This window comes from Nostoc sp. UHCC 0302 (genome assembly GCF_038096175.1).
GTDB lineage: Bacteria > Cyanobacteriota > Cyanobacteriia > Cyanobacteriales > Nostocaceae > UHCC-0302.
In genome coordinates, this window is the sequence record NZ_CP151099.1 from 4,916,467 (window position 1) to 4,936,655 (window position 20,189).

At 40.5% G+C, this 20,189-nt stretch carries 20 protein-coding genes; 9 read left to right on the plus strand and 11 right to left on the minus strand.

Translation table 11 applies throughout. The features are described 5' to 3' along the window. The first annotated feature begins 549 nt into the window (after positions 1-549). Both WKK05_RS21230 and WKK05_RS21235 read left to right on the plus strand, forming a co-directional pair. On the plus strand, positions 550-1,224 hold the full coding sequence (locus tag WKK05_RS21230) for a carbonic anhydrase (RefSeq protein ID WP_341525072.1): 675 nt from the start codon (positions 550-552) through the stop codon (positions 1,222-1,224). 125 nt (positions 1,225-1,349) lie between these two features. Further along, positions 1,350-2,636 (plus strand): proton extrusion protein PcxA, encoded by a 1,287-nt coding sequence (locus WKK05_RS21235; RefSeq protein WP_341531143.1) that lies wholly within the window; start codon positions 1,350-1,352, stop codon positions 2,634-2,636. A gap of 198 nt (positions 2,637-2,834) precedes the next feature. On the opposite strand, the gene WKK05_RS21240 is transcribed toward WKK05_RS21235, so the two are convergent. After that, positions 2,835-3,728: a LysR family transcriptional regulator gene (locus tag WKK05_RS21240; protein ID WP_341525073.1), complete on the minus strand. Its 894-nt coding sequence runs from the start codon at positions 3,726-3,728 to the stop codon at positions 2,835-2,837. Positions 3,729-3,905: 177 nt separating this feature from the next. Between WKK05_RS21240 and WKK05_RS21245 the strand changes: the two genes are divergently transcribed. Continuing rightward, positions 3,906-4,202 (plus strand): hypothetical protein, encoded by a 297-nt coding sequence (locus WKK05_RS21245; RefSeq protein WP_341525074.1) that lies wholly within the window; start codon positions 3,906-3,908, stop codon positions 4,200-4,202. A 4-nt stretch (positions 4,203-4,206) separates the two neighbouring features. Next, positions 4,207-4,839 carry a glutathione S-transferase family protein gene (locus WKK05_RS21250; RefSeq protein WP_341525075.1) on the plus strand — a complete coding sequence of 211 codons (633 nt, stop codon included), beginning with the start codon at positions 4,207-4,209 and terminating at the stop codon, positions 4,837-4,839. Between the two features lie 43 nt (positions 4,840-4,882). On the opposite strand, the gene WKK05_RS21255 is transcribed toward WKK05_RS21250, so the two are convergent. The 3 genes from WKK05_RS21255 to WKK05_RS21265 form a co-directional block, all read right to left on the minus strand. After that, a complete protein-coding gene (locus tag WKK05_RS21255; RefSeq protein ID WP_341525076.1) occupies positions 4,883-5,419 on the minus strand; it encodes a GNAT family N-acetyltransferase in 537 nt (178 codons plus the stop codon). A gap of 25 nt (positions 5,420-5,444) precedes the next feature. Further along, the gene (locus WKK05_RS21260; protein WP_341525077.1) at positions 5,445-5,999 is read right to left on the minus strand and encodes a pyridoxamine 5'-phosphate oxidase family protein; all 555 of its coding nucleotides are present in this window, start codon (positions 5,997-5,999) and stop codon (positions 5,445-5,447) included. A gap of 261 nt (positions 6,000-6,260) precedes the next feature. Continuing rightward, the gene (locus WKK05_RS21265) at positions 6,261-6,905 is read right to left on the minus strand and encodes a pyridoxamine 5'-phosphate oxidase family protein (protein WP_341531144.1); all 645 of its coding nucleotides are present in this window, start codon (positions 6,903-6,905) and stop codon (positions 6,261-6,263) included. A gap of 159 nt (positions 6,906-7,064) precedes the next feature. Here WKK05_RS21265 and WKK05_RS21270 point away from each other — a divergent pair, with 159 nt between their 5' ends. Next, positions 7,065-8,531 carry a PLP-dependent aminotransferase family protein gene (locus WKK05_RS21270; RefSeq protein ID WP_341525078.1) on the plus strand — a complete coding sequence of 489 codons (1,467 nt, stop codon included), beginning with the start codon at positions 7,065-7,067 and terminating at the stop codon, positions 8,529-8,531. A gap of 672 nt (positions 8,532-9,203) precedes the next feature. Here WKK05_RS21270 and WKK05_RS21275 read toward each other — a convergent pair. Continuing rightward, the gene (locus WKK05_RS21275) at positions 9,204-9,947 is read right to left on the minus strand and encodes a hypothetical protein (RefSeq protein ID WP_341525079.1); all 744 of its coding nucleotides are present in this window, start codon (positions 9,945-9,947) and stop codon (positions 9,204-9,206) included. Between the two features lie 19 nt (positions 9,948-9,966). After that, positions 9,967-10,356: a hypothetical protein gene (locus WKK05_RS21280; RefSeq protein ID WP_341525080.1), complete on the minus strand. Its 390-nt coding sequence runs from the start codon at positions 10,354-10,356 to the stop codon at positions 9,967-9,969. A 647-nt stretch (positions 10,357-11,003) separates the two neighbouring features. On the opposite strand from WKK05_RS21280, the gene WKK05_RS21285 reads away from it, so the two are divergent. After that, a complete protein-coding gene (locus WKK05_RS21285) occupies positions 11,004-11,957 on the plus strand; it encodes a pyridoxal-phosphate dependent enzyme (RefSeq protein ID WP_341525081.1) in 954 nt (317 codons plus the stop codon). A 10-nt stretch (positions 11,958-11,967) separates the two neighbouring features. Here the strand turns inward: WKK05_RS21285 and WKK05_RS21290 are convergent, their stop codons facing one another. Both WKK05_RS21290 and WKK05_RS21295 read right to left on the minus strand, forming a co-directional pair. Beyond that, positions 11,968-12,624, minus strand: coding sequence for a class I SAM-dependent methyltransferase (locus WKK05_RS21290; protein WP_341525082.1), 657 nt, complete (start codon positions 12,622-12,624; stop codon positions 11,968-11,970). Positions 12,625-13,160: 536 nt separating this feature from the next. Next, positions 13,161-13,421: a hypothetical protein gene (locus WKK05_RS21295; protein ID WP_341525083.1), complete on the minus strand. Its 261-nt coding sequence runs from the start codon at positions 13,419-13,421 to the stop codon at positions 13,161-13,163. A 305-nt stretch (positions 13,422-13,726) separates the two neighbouring features. Here WKK05_RS21295 and WKK05_RS21300 point away from each other — a divergent pair, with 305 nt between their 5' ends. The 3 genes from WKK05_RS21300 to WKK05_RS21310 all read left to right on the plus strand — a co-directional run bounded on the left by WKK05_RS21300 (position 13,727) and on the right by WKK05_RS21310 (position 17,249). Further along, positions 13,727-14,101 carry a DUF4870 domain-containing protein gene (locus WKK05_RS21300; protein ID WP_341525084.1) on the plus strand — a complete coding sequence of 125 codons (375 nt, stop codon included), beginning with the start codon at positions 13,727-13,729 and terminating at the stop codon, positions 14,099-14,101. A gap of 598 nt (positions 14,102-14,699) precedes the next feature. After that, positions 14,700-15,944 carry a serine/threonine-protein kinase gene (locus WKK05_RS21305; protein ID WP_341525085.1) on the plus strand — a complete coding sequence of 415 codons (1,245 nt, stop codon included), beginning with the start codon at positions 14,700-14,702 and terminating at the stop codon, positions 15,942-15,944. Positions 15,945-16,169: 225 nt separating this feature from the next. Beyond that, entirely contained in the window at positions 16,170-17,249 is a 1,080-nt protein-coding gene (locus WKK05_RS21310) for a substrate-binding domain-containing protein (protein WP_341525086.1), read from the plus strand. A gap of 108 nt (positions 17,250-17,357) precedes the next feature. Here the strand turns inward: WKK05_RS21310 and WKK05_RS21315 are convergent, their stop codons facing one another. The 3 genes from WKK05_RS21315 to WKK05_RS21325 form a co-directional block, all read right to left on the minus strand. After that, positions 17,358-18,422 carry a WD40 repeat domain-containing protein gene (locus tag WKK05_RS21315; RefSeq protein WP_341525087.1) on the minus strand — a complete coding sequence of 355 codons (1,065 nt, stop codon included), beginning with the start codon at positions 18,420-18,422 and terminating at the stop codon, positions 17,358-17,360. A gap of 300 nt (positions 18,423-18,722) precedes the next feature. Beyond that, positions 18,723-19,016: a hypothetical protein gene (locus tag WKK05_RS21320; protein ID WP_341525088.1), complete on the minus strand. Its 294-nt coding sequence runs from the start codon at positions 19,014-19,016 to the stop codon at positions 18,723-18,725. 770 nt (positions 19,017-19,786) lie between these two features. Continuing rightward, positions 19,787-19,957: a chlorophyll a/b-binding protein gene (locus WKK05_RS21325; protein ID WP_341525089.1), complete on the minus strand. Its 171-nt coding sequence runs from the start codon at positions 19,955-19,957 to the stop codon at positions 19,787-19,789. Positions 19,958-20,189: the final 232 nt, after the last annotated feature.

Here is a 20,189-nt window from a genome sequence, read left to right on the forward strand (position 1 = left end):
TCAAGCTATTAAGCATATTTTTGGCATATTTCACACTTTTGATACACAATATTCATCTCTTCTTCACAAGTTTAAGATACTATTCCCGTTAATGTTAAGAAGTTGTTACATTGGTAGCGATCGCTAACTTTAGTATTCTCTTTGTCGTGTCTCTCAACACATAACAGGGTTAGTAAGCATAAATTCAAGCCTGATCCTGTTTAAGTATTGAATTTGTCAGTATTTTTCTTCTTTGTAAGATTAGTAGCAATTTTTATAAAATGCCAGCTAAATATTTTAATGCTTATAGCAAATCTAATTTTTAAGCTAGTTATAGCTAGTTTGATGAGTATTCCTCTCTTTTCCGACATTTTGTGTTAGTGTTTCTGTACTTAAATCTACTGAAAATTATCAAGCAATAACACAGCAGAAGAAGAGATGCAATGAGATAAATACTATTCTATTAGTTACCATTTCCAGTTTAATTTTGACAGATGTTTCTAGCGGAAATTGGCTAATTTTTATAAAGAAGAGTATAAATATATTAATTGTTATAACGAGGATTTAATCGTGCCAATTAAACGAATAATTGCTGGGCTGAATGAGTTTCATGACAACTATTTCATGGCACATCGAGATTTGTTTGAACACTTGTCTCATGGCCAGAATCCCGAAGTATTATTTATAACTTGTTCTGACTCACGGATTGACCCATTTTTAATAACTCAAAGTCAGCCTGGTGATTTGTTTGTTATTCGCAATGTAGGTAACATCGTACCACCATATGGAACACTCAATAACGGCGAAGGTGCAGGTATAGAATATGCAATTCAGGCTTTAGGCATTAAAGATATTGTTGTCTGCGGCCATTCTCATTGTGGAGCGATGAAAGGATTATTACAGATAGGTAATCTTGCTCAGCAGATGCCTTTAGTTTATGACTGGTTGAAGCATTATGCCGAGCCTACCCGCCGCCTAGTCTTGGACAACTACAAAGATTATCCTCCCGATAAACTTTTAAAAATTGCAATTGAGCAGAATGTCTTGACGCAGATAGAAAACCTAGAGACTCACCCGATTATTCGCTCTAAACTCCATAGTGGTCAACTCACCCTTCACGCTTGGAGGTATGAAATTGAAAGTGGGGAAGTCTTCGCTTATGACGCCGACACAGGACAATTTAAACCTATGGAAAATCGGGCGTTACCTATACCTACCCGTCTAATCGGTGTACACTCAGAATAAGAGGTTGATGTAATGTTGATGAAAGTTAGGTAATAGTTAATAATATTTATTATCATCTAGCTATTACCAATTTTTTATGATCACCTAACTACAACACATAATCTATATCAATAACTATGTGTGCAATGAAAGCTTCATTCTTCAAAAAAAATACAGGATTAATCCGTCAAAAGCTCCAACAATACTGGCGATCGCTTAATCACTGGTTATTAAATACACCCGAAAGAGCGCTATTAGAAGCTTACGAAGCCGCTCAAGGTATTAAAAGTATTGAAATTCAACATTTTGGTGGCAAAAAGATATCTAGAGAATCAGTAAATTTTACTGAAAATGTGATGTCTTATTGGCAAGGATACCTAAGTAAAAAATTAACTATTATCAAGTTAAGGCTGGCAGAATTTAAACTAAGTCGTGGAATCGTAACTATATCTAATGCCGATTTGTTAGAGAAGTTAAACTTTATTGATGAAGTAATAGAGAAATATAGCATAGCAGATGAACTTATAAGCGATCGCTCAGTACTACCAACTTCTCAACCCTTACAAATTAACCGTAGTGAAGACCAAACAAATATCGATTTACCTATTGATAATCGAGTTGTAGATCCACAATTAAGCCAGAAGAATGGAGCTTTCCCCCGGTCTATTGGCAGAACAATTAATAGAATTACAGCAGATTTATCCCCACAAGCAGAAGAAACATTTCTCAGAGATTATCGGCTTTCTAGATATCGGACAAGAACTGCTCTGAGATTTTTGATACTTCTAGTCATCGTACCACTTTTAACTCAATATTTATCTAAACAATTTCTAGTAAATCCTATAGTAGAAAGAATCAGAGGAGAAAGTACAACTCGAATTTTCATTAATTCTGACATGGAAACAGAAGCTCTCCAGGAATTACATAGTTATGAACAAAAACTAAAATTTGAATATTTACTGCACATAGCACCACCGCTTTCTTCAGAGGAAGTCAAAAAAGAAGTTAAAAACAAAGCAATTGAAATAGCTGAAGAATTCAGGAACAAAAGTAGTAGTTCTATCAGTAACGTTTTTGCTGATTTTTTATCTCTAATTGCTTTTGGTGTCGTAGTTGCTTTGAGTAAAAAAGAAATTGTAATTGTCAAATCTTTTATAGATAATATTGTCTATGGGCTAAGCGATAGTGCCAAAGCTTTTCTAATTATTTTATTCACAGATATATTTGTAGGGTTCCACTCACCACATGGATGGGAGGTTATTCTTGAAGAATTGGCTGGACATTTAGGTCTACCCGCTAGTAGAAACGCAATATATATATTTATTGCTACATTTCCTGTGATATTGAATACTATTTTTAAATACTGGATATTCCGCTATCTGAGTCGCCTATCTCCGTCAGCATTAGCTACATTGAAGGAGATGGACGAATAATAAGGAGTAGAGACGCGATTATACTCTTACGAGAAGCCGCTCTTCGAGCGTCTACGCGTCTATCAATTTGACCACTGGATAAGTATCTCTGGTGACATTATGTATGCAAATAAAATATAGAAGAACTGACGAAAATTTGATGAAAATCTTAACTTTGTTTAGTATTAAACATCAATTATTACCCTGCTTAAAAGATAATTAATAAGTAGATTTAGCCAAACTATCAAAATCAAATTTTCTCAGCATCTCCAGAAATGTGAATACGGCAGGTACTTGAAGGGCATTACATAGAATTGCAACACCCATTACTCTCTCTAATGGGATTGGTAAACTATAGACTTGCACACCTTGAGGAATTGGTACAGCTGCTAGACGAGGGAGAATAGCTGCTTTTAAGCCTTGATTGACCATGCTGACTACAGTTGAATCTTCTTGAATATCGCCAACTGTATTCATAAAGGGTGCTACATTTTTGATGTGGTTGTGTATAGGTCGTCCACAGGGTAAGCAAGCAAGTAATACTGGTGAATATGCAGCTATATTTTCCCAAGTAATTTGGGGACTACTAATTTTGGCTTTTGGTGGTAGTAAAGCAACATACTCATCCCGAAGAATTTCCCATGTTTCAAATTCATTGTCAGTCGGTAAATAAGTAACGCCAATATCAGCACGTCCCTCACGCAAAGATTGTTCTACATCAATATAAGAAAGGCGTTCTATGATTGTTACAGCAACTTCTGGGAATTGATCGTGAAATTTTGCAATCGCTTTTGGTAGTAAATGGGTAGCAACGCTGCGAAAAGCCGCAATTCGTACATGGCCACCGTGTAAACCTTTATGCAAGTTTGCTTCTCGTTGCATCATCTCTAGATGTTGCATTGCCTGCCGCGCATGATATAAGATACGCTCTCCAGCAGGTGTTAGCACAGCACCATGACGACCTCTAGCAAATAAAGGCACACCTAGTTCTTCTTCTAAAGTAGCAATGGCATGACTAATCGCTGGCTGAGAAAGCTGCAATTCTAAAGCTGCCTCACTGAAGTTACCACGCTCTGCTACTGCAACTACGGCGCGAAGTTGGAAAATTTTCATAAGGCATTGATGTAATTAAAGCTATAAATATCTTCACTTAATTGTGGCAAAAAGGTTATACAAGTGCTTTTTCTTATTTATAAATACTATTTATAGATACTATACAAGCCATGATTTGATTACTAACTGAGACATTGCTACTGTTTTATTGATACAGCAATTTTCAGGAATAATCTGATGAGAAACGAGAGCAGATATCTGCAATCAGAAGATATAGAAATCAATTGCGATTCCTTATGTAGTAGAAAATTAAATATTAGCAAACTTTTATCTTTACGAGAATCTCTACATGATATTTGGGAAAAACTTGTGAAGACGCTTATGGCAGATCCTAACGAATTACAAGTTTGGCAAAAAGTTGACCGCTACGGTAATATTTCTTGGCACGCTTACGACCCTGTAACAAGAAAATCTTTTTCTTCCGGCTCTGAATTTGACGTATGTATGTGGATTGAACAACTTTATAGGTTTTAGAAAGATGACACAACTAACTTTAGTAATTGGTAGTAAAAATTATTCCTCATGGTCACTCCGTCCTTGGCTAGTAATGAAAGAATTAGGCTTGGAATTCAATGAAATTTTGATTCCTCTTTATACCCCGGAATCTTCCTCAAAAATTCGGCAATATTCTCCATCAGGAAAAGTACCTGTGCTGTTGCACGAAACTCAAACAGTATGGGATTCCCTTGCTATTTGCGAGTACTTAGCAGAAGCATTTCCTAATAAGCACTTGTGGCCAGAAGATAAAGCAGCTAGAGCATTCGCCCGTTCCATTAGTGCAGAAATGCACTCAGGCTTTGCAAATCTGCGCGAGAATATGCCGATGAACTGCCGTGCTAAATATCCTGGTAAAGGTTTAGCTCCTGGCGTACAACAAGATATTGATCGCATCACCAGCATCTGGCAATATTCTCGCCAAAATTTTGGGTCTAGTGGCAATTTGTTGCTTGGCAACTTCACCATTGCTGATGCGTTTTTTGCCCCTGTCGTCCTACGGTTTGTTACCTATGATGTGCAGTTAGATGCTATTTCTCAGGATTATGTGAAGGCAGTTTTAGCATTATCGACGATGCAAGAGTGGTTGAAAGCGGCGGAGAATGAGACAAACTAAAGCTAAGTGTAGGGGTGTAAAGGTTTTGAACGCTAAAGTCACCTTAATCAAAATCTAATTTCATCTTGAAAGAGATGCCACCAACTCGGTTGATTGTCTCACTGCCATCAACGATTTTCCAGCCCAATTGTTTATATAGACGTAAGGCTGGATTTGAGCTTCTGATACTCAGTGATACTGATGGATAAGCTGCTTTAGCAGTTGCTAATAAATGAGTTAGTAACTGCGTTCCTATGCCTTGATTTCTATATTCTGGAAGAACAGCGTAGACGCACAGCGGCTTGTCGTCAGACATCGCTAGTTCGGGAGTGCGATCGCCAAGGTAACCATATCCTTTATTTTCACCTGTCAGTAAACGTAACCAAGCTGCTCCCACAGGCTGATTGCTGCTCGCTAAGGTAGCGATAAAGCCCATATCATCTTCAAGTCCCCAATTTTTGACATATTTTGCCAAATCAGGATGGTTCATTGCATCCTGCACTGTCAATGCTCCTTCTTCTGCCATATGCGCCGCTTCATAAAGCATTTGCCAAAGAAAAGGTTCGTCTTCCTGTATGATTGGACGAATTGCATATGCCATATTTCAATTTTGCTCACAAGTCTACTTAGAGTAATTTACTCAGTGGAGTCGGTAACCCGTCAAGGCTGACAAGATTTTTTTGCTGTTGATAATCTTGAACTCCTTGCGCCCCTTTATTCCTTGCCCATTTAACTATAGTCTGCCGTTGACCTTGATATTCATAAAGTGGTACACCATAACCACAGGAAGTCTGCACTTTATCAATATCAGCAACGATAATTTGGCGAGTTCCAGGAATCTGCGGAAATAGAGAGTACAGCGAGTTCCAATCAGAAAAATTCGGTAAAATAGTCTGTCCCTCTCCATAGAGACGCAGAATACACGGAGGTTCTTGAAAAGCACAAAACATGAAGGTTATTCGCCCATTTTCTTGCAAATGAGCAGAGGTTTCATTGCCACTACCTGTGAGATCCAGATAAGCTACTCGATTGGGAGAGAGGATACGAAAGCAATCTAATCCTTTGGGAGATAGGTTAACGTGTCCTGTAGGACTTAACGGTGCAGTCCCAACAAAGAAGAGGTGTTGGGCAGCAATGAAGTCTTGTAGTTCTTCAGTAATACAGTCAAAAAGTTTAGCCATAGACTGTCTGATTAATGTTTACCATTTTCCCATATTTTCAGCCTATTTCTTAACTGGTAATTCAACAAGACCCAGCCACCTATATCTTTTGACTCGCCACTACCCTGCGGTAGCGGCTGCACCTAACTACTGAGATATAGCAACTAAACATAAGCCAGAACTTCAGGGCAAAGGCATCAAAGGTATCCTACTCCACTTTTAGCTGAAGCTAAAGTTTCCCTCTCAATCTAGTGGAGTAGGGTTCCAAAGATTTTTTGATAATTATGCGTTTGCTCTAGTAGGGGCTTTTATTTCTGTATGCAAACGTGAATCAGGGATGGGCGTTGCCGCAGTCAACTTTAAGGGTATTTCTCCTGCCCACACTGGCAATTGATAATCAGCTTCATCATCAATAGGCCCACCAGTACGAACCTTAGCTGAAGCTTCAACTAGAGGTAGAGATAGCACCAGAGTTCCAGCCAACTCACTGCGACTAGGCGATCGCACTTCTTGCCAACGTCCGGGGATGACGTGTTCTGTAAACGCTTGCAGGGCAACTAACTTTTGCTCTGCATCTTGTACTAGTGTTGCTTTACCAAACACTACCACCGAGCGATAGTTCATTGAGTGGTGAAACGCCGATCGCGCCAGTACTAAACCATCCAGTAAAGTTACTGTCACGCAGACATCAATGCCTTGTTGGAGCGATTTTAACATCCGGCTAGCTGGTGAGCCATGAATATATAGCGTATCGTCAATTCTTCCATAAGCTGTAGGGATCACAAAAGGTTGTCCGTCAGTTACAAAGCCCACATGACAAACTAATCCTTCATCCAAAATTTCATAGATAATGTCACGTTCATAGTTGCCTCGTTGAGGTATGCGTTTGATAGTGGTTCTTAGGCTTGGAGGTTCTTGCTGATGCATGACTGGAAATTTTTGAGCCGACATCGTTAGAGTAGTCGTCAAAGTGGCATGATACAAGTGCCACTTTTTTATTGAAGTACCAGTCCACTTTGTTTAAAGAAAATATTACTTTCTGTTGGTGTTTCTATAGTTCTTCACTGTTGCGATCGCATTTCTACTATGGACTTTGTAATTAATATCGACTCGCAAGCAGCTTTACCATTGCATCGCCAAGTTTATGAGGAACTGCGACGAGCAATTTTGTCAGGAAGATTAGCGCCAGGACAACGGCTACCTTCGACGCGATCACTTTCTCAGTCTCTTGGTATCTCTCGCGCTACTGTCACCCAAAGCTATGAGCAATTGTTGAGTGAGGGTTATCTAGAAACAACAAGAGGTTCGGGGACGTTTGTTTGTCACCAAATCCCCGATGATTTATTAGGCACTGCACCTATTGAGTCAATACCTCAAGTAGCTAGTTCATCAATAGCTTTATCAGCCTATGGTGAAAGTTTGACAGACTCTTCACTATTTCGCCTCCCAGAACCAGAAGCACAGATTAGCTTAAGTTACGGACGACCAGCTTTTGACAAGTTTCCGATAGACTTGTGGCGCAAGTTGCTATCTCGTCATTGTTGCAATAGTCCAGATGTACTGGATTATACTAATAATTCAATGGGATATCGACCGCTACGGGAGGCGATCGCTTCTTATCTTGCTCGCTCTAGAGCGGTAAAGTGTAATGCTGAACAAATTATCATTATTGGTGGTTCCCAGCAAGGACTTGATTTAATCACACGCCTGCTAATTAACCGCGGTGACTGGATTGCTGTAGAAGAACCAGGCTATTTAGGAGCGCGACGGGCTTTTTTAGCGCAGGGAGCTTGTTTATTCCCTGTATCTGTGGATAATTCGGGTTTAATCGTTAGCAACCTGACGACAAGTACAACCCCAAAAATTAAGCTAATCTACGTCACGCCATCTCACCAATTCCCTACAGGGGCTTTGCTATCTCTTCCCCGCAGATTAGAACTACTGGCTTGGGCGCAGAACTCAGGAGTAATGATTATTGAAGATGACTATGATAGCGAGTATCGTTATGGTGAGCGTCCCATCCCTGCGTTGCAAGGATTAGATCAAGGTAACTCAGTTATCTATGTTGGCACATTCTCTAAGGTACTTTTCCCGGCTTTGCGTCTGGGTTATCTAGTAATACCAGACAATTTGGTAGATGTATTTACCCGCGCCAAATGGCTGGCGGATCGTCAATCTAGTTTATTAGAACAACATGCCCTCACAGATTTTATTACTGAAGGACATTTAGAACGGCATATTCGACGGATGCGATCGCTCTATGGCCAACGGCGGCAAACCTTGGTGCAGTCTCTAATTTACCATTTCGCTGATCAAGTCAAAATTCTAGGTGAAAATGCCGGAATGCACTTGATGGTAAAAATGCATACAACATTAAGCAATGAGGAAATAGTCCAACGCGCTGCACAGGTTGGCGTAGGCATTACTGCTGCTCATCCCTACTATTTAAAGACAAGCCCTAGTCGTGAATTTGTCTTAGGTTACGCGGAACTAAATGAGCAACAAATTCAGGAAGGAGTGCGCCGACTTGCTCAGATTTTCAACAATGCATAGTAAAGTGCTGTTAGCGGTAGCAGGACGTTTAGCCCGTGCTGAGTAAAAACCTAGTTACTACCCTACGGGAAGCCGCTACTCTTCGAGAACGCTTCGCGAATGCGTCTACAAGGATTTGAGCAATTAACACTGTCCTAACCTATATGACTACGGCTATACAATTGACAATTGACAGTTAATAAGTACCTCTCACTTCAAGAGCTACGGTGTACACACAAGTACTTTCGTTCACAACACAAGTCTTTTTGTTCACAACACAAGTACTTTCGTTCACAACACAAGTCTTTTCGTTCACAACACAAGTACTTTGGTTCACAACACAAGTCTTTTCGTTCACAACACAAGTCTTTTCATTCACAACACAAGTCTTTTCATTCACAACGCAAGTCTTTTCGTTCACAACACAAGTCTTTTCGTTCACAACACAAGTCTTTTCGTTCACAACACAAGTCTTTTTTGAGCTTTTGAGAGAATGAAACAGCTTTGCTTTTCAAGAGGGGTTGGGCGGATTAAAAGTCTGTTGAGCTACTCTAAAAGACTTGTGTGTACACGGTAGCACTCCAAGGGAGAGGATTGCTCAAAGGTTCAACAATGGACAGTGGATAGTCGACAGTTGAAAGTTGACAGTTGATAAAAAGAATTACTGATTAGAGATTATTTATAAAGTAAATCTTAAGTAGGGGAGGCAAAAAGCGGTGTGGATGTTCCTCCTGCTTTATTGCCGTTGAACTCCTCCCAAATTTCTAACGACGTAGTAGATGAATACCAACCACCAAAAAACCCTTTACGTTCGGCTGCTAGTTCCTGCCAACGTTTTGTAAATTCATTCTTGAGATTGAAAATCAGCAGAGTATTTGTTTGCAACGAGTCTTTATACAACTGTAGCTTTTTAGCCTCTACTTGAGCGCTATCATTTGCAACTGGCTCAGTCTTTGCTTGTTTTTCCGTAAGTTCTGCATTGGCTTTATAGACTGGTTTCACGCGATAGAGGGTTTGATTGCTCCCGAAGCGAGTTGTCCAAGCAATATCATCAGGTTTAGTAAAAGCTGCCCCTTGAGTCAGTGTAATACGTGCAGGGGTATTTGCTAATGCAGCGATCGCCTCTTGTATTTTGGCTTGAGTAGCATAAACATTCATCTTATCTACCATAACGATATTGCCGCCGTCTGAAACTTTTCCTGGCGCAAGTGCGGCATCATTTTCGATATAGCGTTGAATAACAAATGGGACGGGGGTAAATTCACTCTTGCCTAAAACCGAGTTACTAACCGCATCTTTTTGCAGGCTCAAACCACCTATTTGCTTCTTCTCTATCACATTTGTTTCTTCCTGCAAACCTTGAGCATTATCAAGCGTCTGTTCTGGTTCAACTCTCTGCTTCTGTGGTTGATGAATCTGTTGCACCACCTGACGCACTGTCTCATCTGCCTCTTGCTCATACTGAATCCCCAGGCTTACCTAGAGTCAGCTTTGTTTGGATTCCTATTGGGGTTTCAGGTCTTCTTACAGAAATATTGGCAAAGTTATGTCCAAATTGAGAAGCCTGTCCCAGTCTCGAAGTCAATAATCCATCCATCTTAGCTTGCAATATACTAAGACTTTCCTTTCCCTCTGGCGTAATCGTGCCATACTTCGCTTGGATCTCAAGTTTTGTTGCTGCTATCTTTTGCTGCTGAAACGCTTCATTCTCTATATCCTTTTTTGTCTTGGGTGCAACTGACGCTTTTTGTGTTTGGATACCAAAAGGTCTAGGCGCAAGCCGAGAGGTTTTTTCTGGTGTTGAGGAATTGAAAAGGATAGATTTATGAGCTTTTGGCAATTTCATCTTCCACCTTGTTTAAATAAAAGATTCAAATCCGAAATATATTGACTAAATACCAAGTAAGTCAGTGTAAATATTTATTTTAATAAAGCAGGAGACACAGACAAATTCGAGATGAGGTTTTGTGTTGGGTATAAGAGAATATTTACTGACAGGTAGATAAAATATACAGAAAAGCTTACCCGATAAAGACTATTTGATTATCCCACTTTGGTACATCAACTGCTATAAGTTATGAATCTAGAGATGCATAGTACAATTCCTCTTGATATCACGTCTGGTTAAAGACTTATCATTAAGAACGCAAAAGAGCAGAAGAGGGAATTTTAAAGTTTTTGCACCGATGTAAAAATGAGAACTAATTAAGCAGACATGATATGAGAGGACTGAAGCTGAATGGCACGCTTGAAAAGCTAAAATCCATGAATCAAGCTCTTTGTTGGGGGCAGGGTGTGGGGTGTAGTCAGAAACTAAGAAAAATAGAATGGAAGTGCAAACATTAATAAACTTCTTGATCACTACACCCCACACCCTACACCCCACACCCAAAAGTCTTATAAATAATAGGTTTGCCGTTATCTTAGTGCCATTCGACTAAAGCTATCTCGTACTACAAACGAAACGTGAGTTCTGAATTAAACTGTTTTCTCATGTCGTCAATCTTTCTCCCTCCTCCCACACAGCAAATCAATAACGCAATCACCCACCACGCTGGTGTTGACCTGCACGTGCTACGCCTTGACTTGATGCACCCGTGGGTTAATGGTAATAAGTGGTTCAAGCTGAAGTACAACCTCTTAGAGGCTAAACAGAAAAATTTGACGACGCTGCTAACTTTTGGGGGCGCTTATTCCAATCACATCTATGCAACCGCAGCCGCCGGTAATCTTTTTGGATTCCGGACGATTGGTGTAATACGGGGGGAGGAAAAACTACCGCTCAACTCCACACTGACTTTCGCTGTACAACAGGGTATGCAACTTGTGTACATTAATCGTGAGGCATATCGACAGCGTAACACAGCAGCACTAGAAGAAGACCTACGCCAACGCTTTGGAGAGGTTTTTATTATTCCTGAAGGGGGTAGTAACCTAAATGGTGTGCGCGGCTGCACGGAGATAGTTAAGGAAGCGGCAGCATTTGATACTATATGTGTGGCTTGCGGTACAGCTACTACATTAGCTGGTATTGTACTTTCACTGCATAAAGGGCAGCGATCGCTTGCTTTCCCCGTTTTAAAAGGTGGAGCCTTTCTCGCACCGGAAATAGAAAAACTGCTGAAGAATTACCTCGTTTCTGATTTACCCTCACCAAATAGCTATCCGGGAGACTGGGAACTAGTCTGTGATTACCACTTTGGCGGCTATGCCAAGGTCAACCATGAGCTAATACAGTTCAGACAACAGTTTGCACAGAGGCACGGTATACCCCTTGATTACGTGTATACCGCTAAAATGTTTTATGGGGTGATGGATTTGCTACACCAGGGATTTTTTCGCCGAGGCGATCGCCTCTTGTTGGTACACACTGGCGGCTTGCAGGGCAATATCGGCATAGAGGAACGGTTAGAAAGGTTTCAGAATCTAGCTCAACCTGAAAATTAAATTAGTAAAGTTATTTTGTTGCAACGCCGATAATGTGAGGACTAACAATCGGCAATGGCACTTCAAAGTACTCATAATTCACGCTGGTAAAACCAGCGTTTTCTAGCGCTAGTTTAATTTCTCTATCTGGTTGACAACCATCACTTAGCACTTTCCAAACAGGGCTAATTGTACTTTGCACCTGTCGGAGAAAAGTACCATGCGGTGCAGCAACGTGTTCAATAAATAAAAAGCGTCCACCTGGTTTAAGAACTCTTAAAACTGCCTGTAATGTATAAGCTATATTTTGAACTGAACACAATACTAAAGTACTAACAACAGCATCTATACTGTTATCTTCAGCATCTATCCATTCAGCAGCACCGTTGCGGATATCAATATTTAAACCTAGTCTTTCTGCTTCTTTGTGAAGATAGGGATGCATATATGGGTTTGGCTCAATTCCTATCCAGTGAATATCTTTAGGGTAGTAGGATAGGTTTGGGCCAGTTCCTGGGCCGATTTCTAATACTTTACCGTGGAGATTGGCAAAAAGAGAGCGTTTGCGATCGCCTACAAATTTATTATAGGTATTACTACCTTTAGCCATCACCCAGGGAAAGAGACGTTTACTAAAGTTGCCACAAATATGATTTGATGATTCTCCACGAATTTGGCTTACAGTCATTATCTACTTCCTAGCTTTTGATGCTATAAATTGGTGTGCCAAGCAACCATGTATAAGATCAAGGTATGACAGGTTGTATTTGTTGTACTTCCCCCAGTCGACTCACCTGATTGGGTGATATTAATTATTAGGCTGACTTTAAGGGGAGCCAGCGCCGTGAGCGGCTTACCGCAGGATAGAAATAAGAGTTTGAGTGAATTATTGCATACAGCAGATTTCAAGTTGATGAAGTACACAATATAGGTCTCATGGTTACTGAGCGTACTTGTACTGAGCGCAGCCGAAGTAGCCACCGGAATTATTTTCAGATATGCTGATATCGAGATTGACATTAAAATCCCAAATTAAACCCAAAAAATAAAAATCCAAGGCTGCTTAAATTTCATTTAAATGATTTTAAAAGTATGTTTTATGAGTACAAAAATAACAAAGAGCGTTCCGCAATTGGCAACGCTCTTTCTACATAAATTCTCTTAAGATAATATGAATTTAAGTTGGAAATGTTTAGTCAGGAAAATACCAGCTATCTGGCAAACTTAGGCATGAAGGTTGGCTTGTTCTTGCAACCACGGATCTATTGGTTGTCCATCTTTTCGCCGCAATTCAATTTCCACTGCTATCACTTCTTTTGAACCAGGGGGGGCTGGCTTTTGATGGAAAACAATATCATAATCTAGGGGATTGTGATTTCGTTCTTTCAACCATTCTTGCACCTTGGTTGTGGCAAAAAATGATTGCCCTTGCTCAAACATTCGGGTAATCTGCATTTGTAGCGTGTAGGGATTTATACGACCCATTTTCTACCGCCTTTGTAAAGTAATTTAAAGTTAGAGCATATCCTACTCTATGTTATACCTGCTCTCCTATTCAACAGCTATGATTGTCTCTAACCAGAAAACGGTAACGCAACTTAGTATGAGATGAAGACAAACCGCTGTAGTGGTTCGGCAAACCTCATAGCCTATAGTTGATGAGTAGCAGTCAAAGTTAATGTCACTCAAGGAAAAGTTGGAAAATCTCCTGAGTAGGGGAAACTGTAATACAAAACTTCTCAAGTGTCCTTTAGAATCGTAGCTAGAAAGCAAATAAAGGAGCCACCAGGATGCAAGTTACATACGATTCTGATAAGCGGAAATTGCTATCATCTCTGTGTCATGGGGCGATTTTCTTGAGTACAACATTGTTTTCGATTGGGATTCCAATCGTAATTAACTTAATTTCTGATGACCCTGTTGTTAAAAGTAACGCGAAAGAATCGATTAATTTTCACTTCAATGTTTGGTTTTGGGCAACTGTAATTGGAGTCCCAGTCGGGATTTTATCTTGGATAACTTTTGGCATTGGTGGAATTTTATTCTTCCCCATTATTGCGCTTGGCTTTGCACTACACTGGGGACTGACTATTTGGGCGCTGTTGCACTGTTTAAGCAAGCCTGATGAACCGTTCCGTTATCCGTTTATTTTTCGACTGCTCTAAGTTGTAGTAACTGTGTATAAAGATTTCTTATAAAAAAAAGGGATTAAGATAATAATCCCTTTTTTACTAGACTTATTACATAAATATTTTGGCATCGCTGAATGATTTGAGAATCTGGTACTCTTCAAGCTCGATAATTGTTGTTAACTTAACTTTGTCAGCTTGAAAAGCGCTTTAGAGGAAGACAAGTTAAAAAAATCTATCTTAATAGGTATTAAGAGGGGTTTAGCAAACAATTAGGGCTACTTTTGATTTTTATAAAGCTTGACATTATTTGAAATATTGATTAATCGCAGTAGAAAATCCACAGTTTTATGAGTCTGCAATTAAAGTCTTAATTTCAATTAGTTAACATCCTACTAAAGTAGTGTTAAATTTACTTAGGTGCTAAAATAGTTACTACATAGATTTTGTAAAATTGAGATGCCTATAAAGGTATCGCATAAATGAATTAAAGGGCTGACCATGAAACTACCCCAGCGTAAACCCGAAATTTGGTGAATATCACTGTCTCAAGTACTGGGAAACCAAACGGCAGTTAATTCTTTCCCTTAACCAAACTCTGAATGGTCAGTAATTTAAAAGGTAGATACGCCAAATGCGTCAGTATCCTCTCATCAGAAAAACACTTCGGAATCGCTACGAGACTGTAACACTGCTGGGGAGCAGAGGATCTGGCAATACCTACTTGTTATTAGGTGGAATACGCAACAAGCATCAGTATCCTTTGATAAAAAAAACACTGCGGAATCGCTTTAAGATAGTCAAGTTGTTGGGCAAGGGTGGATCTGGTGATACCTATTTAGCGATCGACTTAGATTTACCAGGGCAACCTCATTGTGTTGTCAAACATTTCCAACCAAAAGATCCTAATCCTGCTGTTGTGCCGATCGCTAAAAGCCTATTTGCCAGAGAAGCAGAAGTTTTATATCATTTAGGCAACGATCACTACCAAATTCCTAGACTGTTTGCCCATTTTGATGAAGATGGAGATTTCTATTTAGTCCAGGAATTTATTGATGGTCATGACCTGACTCAAGAAATACTTCCAGGTCAACGTCTGAATGAAAATACAGTATTTAATCTCTTGAAAGAGATCCTGGAAGTGTTGGTTTTTGTCCACAAGCACAAAATCATCCACCGGGATATCAAACCCCAAAACTTAATGCGGCGACACTCTGATCACAAGATTGTACTGATAGATTTTGGAAGTATTAAGAAAGTCAGTAGTCTGGCAGGTAACCTAACAATTGCTGTTGGTACTCCTGGTTATATGCCGAGTGAACAGGCTAAGGGAAAGCCCAAACTTTCCAGTGATATCTATGCAGTAGGCATGATAGGCATTCAAGCCTTGACAGGTTTAACGCCTGAAGAACTACCAGAAGATCCCAACACTGGAGAAGTTATCTGGCGTGACAAGGTGCAAGTAAGCGACGCTTTTGCAGATGTTTTAGATACAATGGTTCGCGAACGCTATAGTCAGCGTTACCAATCAGCTGTAGAAGCATTGCAAGCACTGGTTTCTGTTCCATTATTGTCATCTTCCTCACTATCTATTAGCAATAACAATGATGTTAATGACTCTTTGTTAGTATATAGAAATTTTATTTTGCTGTTGGGGATCGGTTTAGGCACAATCACTAGTGTAGTGATAATGATTTTAATTTATACATTTTTTCAAGCTAGTACATCACCTCCTAATCAACCTACTCCAATAAATAACTTTATAGAAAAATTTTTCAACTCTAAGTTAACTAATGTGAATGAGCAAGTAGCCAAATTAACAGCCTACAAAGAAGTCTGCAAAGGGAATTGCTTAATTAAAAAGACTACTAACAACTAACTTTAATTTAACTATATTTAGAAAAACCTAAAGGGACTTGCTTTTTTTAGCCCAGCTAGTCCGCCTTTGTGAGTTCTCCGCCACTGTATATTCCTGTAGACGTGCTTTGCGCGGCTTCTTGCAGGGTATTAAATGGCGGACAACTTTCATTCGTTTTAGCTCGGTGCAATATGTGAGAATACTTAGAGATCACTGTAGGATAAATAAAATAAACAAAATAATAATATGGACAATACAAATCAAAGAAGAGCATTAATTAACGGAGAAATTGGACTCTTTCTTAGAGGGTTAATTATTGGTAAAGTCCTGACACTTTTAGTTATTGGCGGACTGCTCTGGTGGTTACTCAAACCGAACTTATTGACTCGTAGCGGTGTTGGATCTTCCTCTAATCAAAGTTTAAATACTACTTCTGGTGGAAATGCATCAAATTTTCAGACAGTTGCTGATGTTCCAACTAATTCATTTAACTATGGTGGTAGTACAGCCTGGGCCCCTATCCGGCAAGTCGTAGACGCTCAAATCCAAAGCGCTCGCCCGGAACTACAGTTGCACTACGTACATCCCGTCAATCGCACCCCTGGTTCTAGTGCAGGTATTAAAATGTTGCTTGACGGGCAGTTAGATTTTGCCCAATCTTCCCGTCCCCTCACAGATGAAGAAAAAGCTACTGCTAGAGAGCGAGGCTTCACGCTTGAGCAACGTCAGGTTGGCATTGATGGAATCGCAGTCATAGTGAACCCATCGCTCAATGTACCCGGTTTAACTATTGAGCAGTTGCAGCAGATTTATCTGGGGCAGATTACTAATTGGAAACAAGTAGGTGGGCCAAACTTACCCATCACTGCGTTATCTCAAAAACCAGAGGACGCAGACACAGTAATATTCTCTAACAAGAGCAATTTAAATCAGCAAGCGCTTGGCTCTAATGTAAAGTATGTTTACTCTACTACAGAGGCAGTGCGTCAACTCAGTAAAATTCCTGGTGGTGTGTATTACGCTTCTGCCCGTGCTGTAGTACCTCAATGTAGTGTGAAGCCTTTGCTACTGGGTCGTAGTTCTAATGAGCTAATTTCCCCCTACCGCGAACCTTTGGTGTCACCTGATCAGTGTCCACGTCAGCGCAACCAGTTAAATACTGAAGCTATCAAGAATGGTAGTTATCCGCTGACTGCTAACTTGTATGTGATTGTTAAGCAGAACAAAGGTCGAGAACAGCAGATTGGCGAAGCCTATACCAAGCTTTTACAGACTGACCAAGGACAAAAAGCAATTCAGCAAGCTGGGTTTGTTGGTGTTCGTTAAGAGTTAGGAGTTAGGAGTTAGGAGTTAAGAATTTAGAGTTATTATTTCTTCTTTGCCCCTCTGCTTATCATCTCCCCGACTCCTGACTCGGCACTTTTAACTTAAAATTTACAGACCTCTCCAAATATTAATCCTTTCGTCAAATCCACCGCTGGCAAGTGTTTGTCCATCAGGGCTAAAAGCGATCGCACTCACCCAATCTGTATGCCCATTAAGTGTAGTTATTAACTCACCTGTAGATATATTCCACACTTTAATCCCATCTCTGCCAGCACTAGCCAGGGTTTGTCCATTAGGATTAATAGCTATAGCATTCACCCAATTATTATGTCCTGTAAGGGTGCGGACTAGCTCCCCAGTGTTCATATTCCAAAGTTTAATAGTGCGATCGCGGCTAGCACTAATTAATGTTGTCCCATCTGGTGTAAAAGCTACAGCATTAACACCATCAGAATGAGCTACAAATTCACGGCTTAATTTACCAGTACTTAAATCCCACAGCTTTATTACACCCTTATTATCACCACTAGCCACTGTCTGACCATCAGGACTAATTGCCAGTGTGTAAATTAAGTTATCAAAGCGTACTAGAGTAGCCAATGGGCGCTGCTGTACTAAATCCCACAAGCGAATTCCATCTAAAGCACCACTAACCAGAACTTTACTATCAGGAGATACCGCTAAGGACAACACATTACTAGTATGTCCAACGAAAGAGCGGGTAAACTTGCGAGTTCTCAGGCTCCACAGGTTAATTATGTTGTCAGTACTACAGCTAGCGAGGGTCTGACCATCTCGTGAAATCACTATAGATTCTACGGCTGTTTTGTGCGCTTTGTTAATATCACCCAACTTTTTGCCTGTTTGCGGATTCCACAGACGAATCACCCCTTCATTGTCTGCACCACCACTGGCAAGGATTTTGCCATCTGGAGTGAAAGCTAAAGATTTAACAGTTCCTCTATGTCCTAAGAGGGTATATTGCAGATGAGGACTGGTAAAGCCTTTGGTAGTTTGGGAATTTGGTATTACTCCTGTAGCAGGAGCAGCATGAGCAGCATCAATATAAAACTTTTTCCAAATAGTTACTGGAAGGGCAACAGTTGCCATAAATGCCAGGATCATATAAAAACGAAGTGCAAAATTACCCCCACTTCTTCCCTGACTGCTCACTTGTTTTCCTCACTTTTTAAATTGATATAACTTTTGGGAATGGCTGCCCTAGAGGAACACTTCTTGCAAACCCCGAACCACCTACTTGCTCTACCATGCCTTCAGTTCTTCTAGCGTCGCAGACGCTGCGCCATGGGTGAGCATAAAGCCCACGCTTTGCCTAGCTTGCTTTGTCTTAAAGGTATGTATAGCCTGAGTCTGGTTTATCCTAACTAGAGCAGTGTAATTTCTTTGGAGTAAAATCCTCCTATGAAATACTTGCTGTCTCGCCGCTCAAGTGTTGACATTACTCAACATTTCTTACTTAGGTGGTTTTTTTTTAGAAACACTCAGCATTGGTAAAGCCGGACTAGATGAACGAGGCGGCAAGTAATGTTGCACTACAGGTTCCTCTATTATGGGACGACGCTGCTGGATACGCCACAACTTAAAGGCGAGCGTTATCCCTGCTGTTCCCAAACCAAAAACTAACAACGACCAGCTATCATCTAATCCGCCAATTAGGGCATCTACTATGCCAATCGTAATCAATGCACTGATTACTGGCTCTTTCCGGTAGGCTGACTTCAAAAAACGAGGTAATACAGCATTCATCACAGCTTGGTTGGTTCCAGTTAACCTTTTGTGTAATTTATCGAGAATACCCCACCCGCAAATTGCCTTTCTAAATTGAAAGCATATTGCATTACAATTTTATTCTTGTAGGGGAGGAAGTATAGTCATTAACGCTCTTGTATACAGTAAATGCAAGTCTATTTCAATCCCTAATAAGTATTTAGTTCCTCCCAGTCCTAGATTCTACAGTAATAATTTACGGGTAAGTTTAATTAAACTATCTGGAGCGAAGTACTTCGCTTTCCATTTCTATAGTCAGAACCAGCTGGATATTCCAGCTGGTTCTGACTCTTCTATCTACTAGCTTACAACTTACAGAAACAATGCTGATTAGGGGAGTGGGGGTAGAGACCCGATTAATCACGTCTGTGCAGGCGAATGAGGGTAGAGACGCGATTATACTCTTACGAGAAGCCACTCTTCGAGCGTCTACGCGTCTGTGCAGGCGAGTGGTTAGGTAAGTAAATATTCTTATTCCCTCCTCTCCCTATTTCCTTTGCCCTTCGGGTGACGCTCCTGCGTCGCTCTAAGCGTTCGCGTTAGCGTCTCGTAGAGAAGCTATGCCGTTGGCGCAGCCTCTCGTAGAGAAGGTTTTACGCTGCGCTAACGGCAGTCGCTCATGGGGGAAACCCCCTACAGCCCTTCTCCTAAAGGAGACGCTAAAAGCGAACGGGCATCCTACGGCAGGCGCTAGCCTCTCCCTTTGGGAGAAGACCGCGCTGTCTCACCTCCTGCCTGTTAACTCAGCACTACTTAAGTCCGAGCCATGATAAGACTCCTTGATTAGTAACGTATTCAATCACCACCATCAAGGCAAAACCAATCATTGCAGCTCGACCATTCAAGCGCTCAGCATATTCATTAAAGCCAAACTTAGGCTCTTCTAGCTTAGGTGTAACTGTTGGTTGTGATTGTGTCATTTTTTGCAAACCTCTTTTAGGCAAACGGGATTTTGATAGTGATTCAGAACTGTGCTAAGTGTTGAGCTGTTTACAGTGCTTGAATGCCAAGATAGCTTGAGTAATTTAGCAGTCTGTCTAATTTAAATTAATGGCTTAAGACCAATGGTAGATAGGAAGCATTGACGCTATAGATCATCTTAGCAACGTCTTTTGCGTCTCACTTTCTCTGTACTTTAGTGCCGACTTAAAC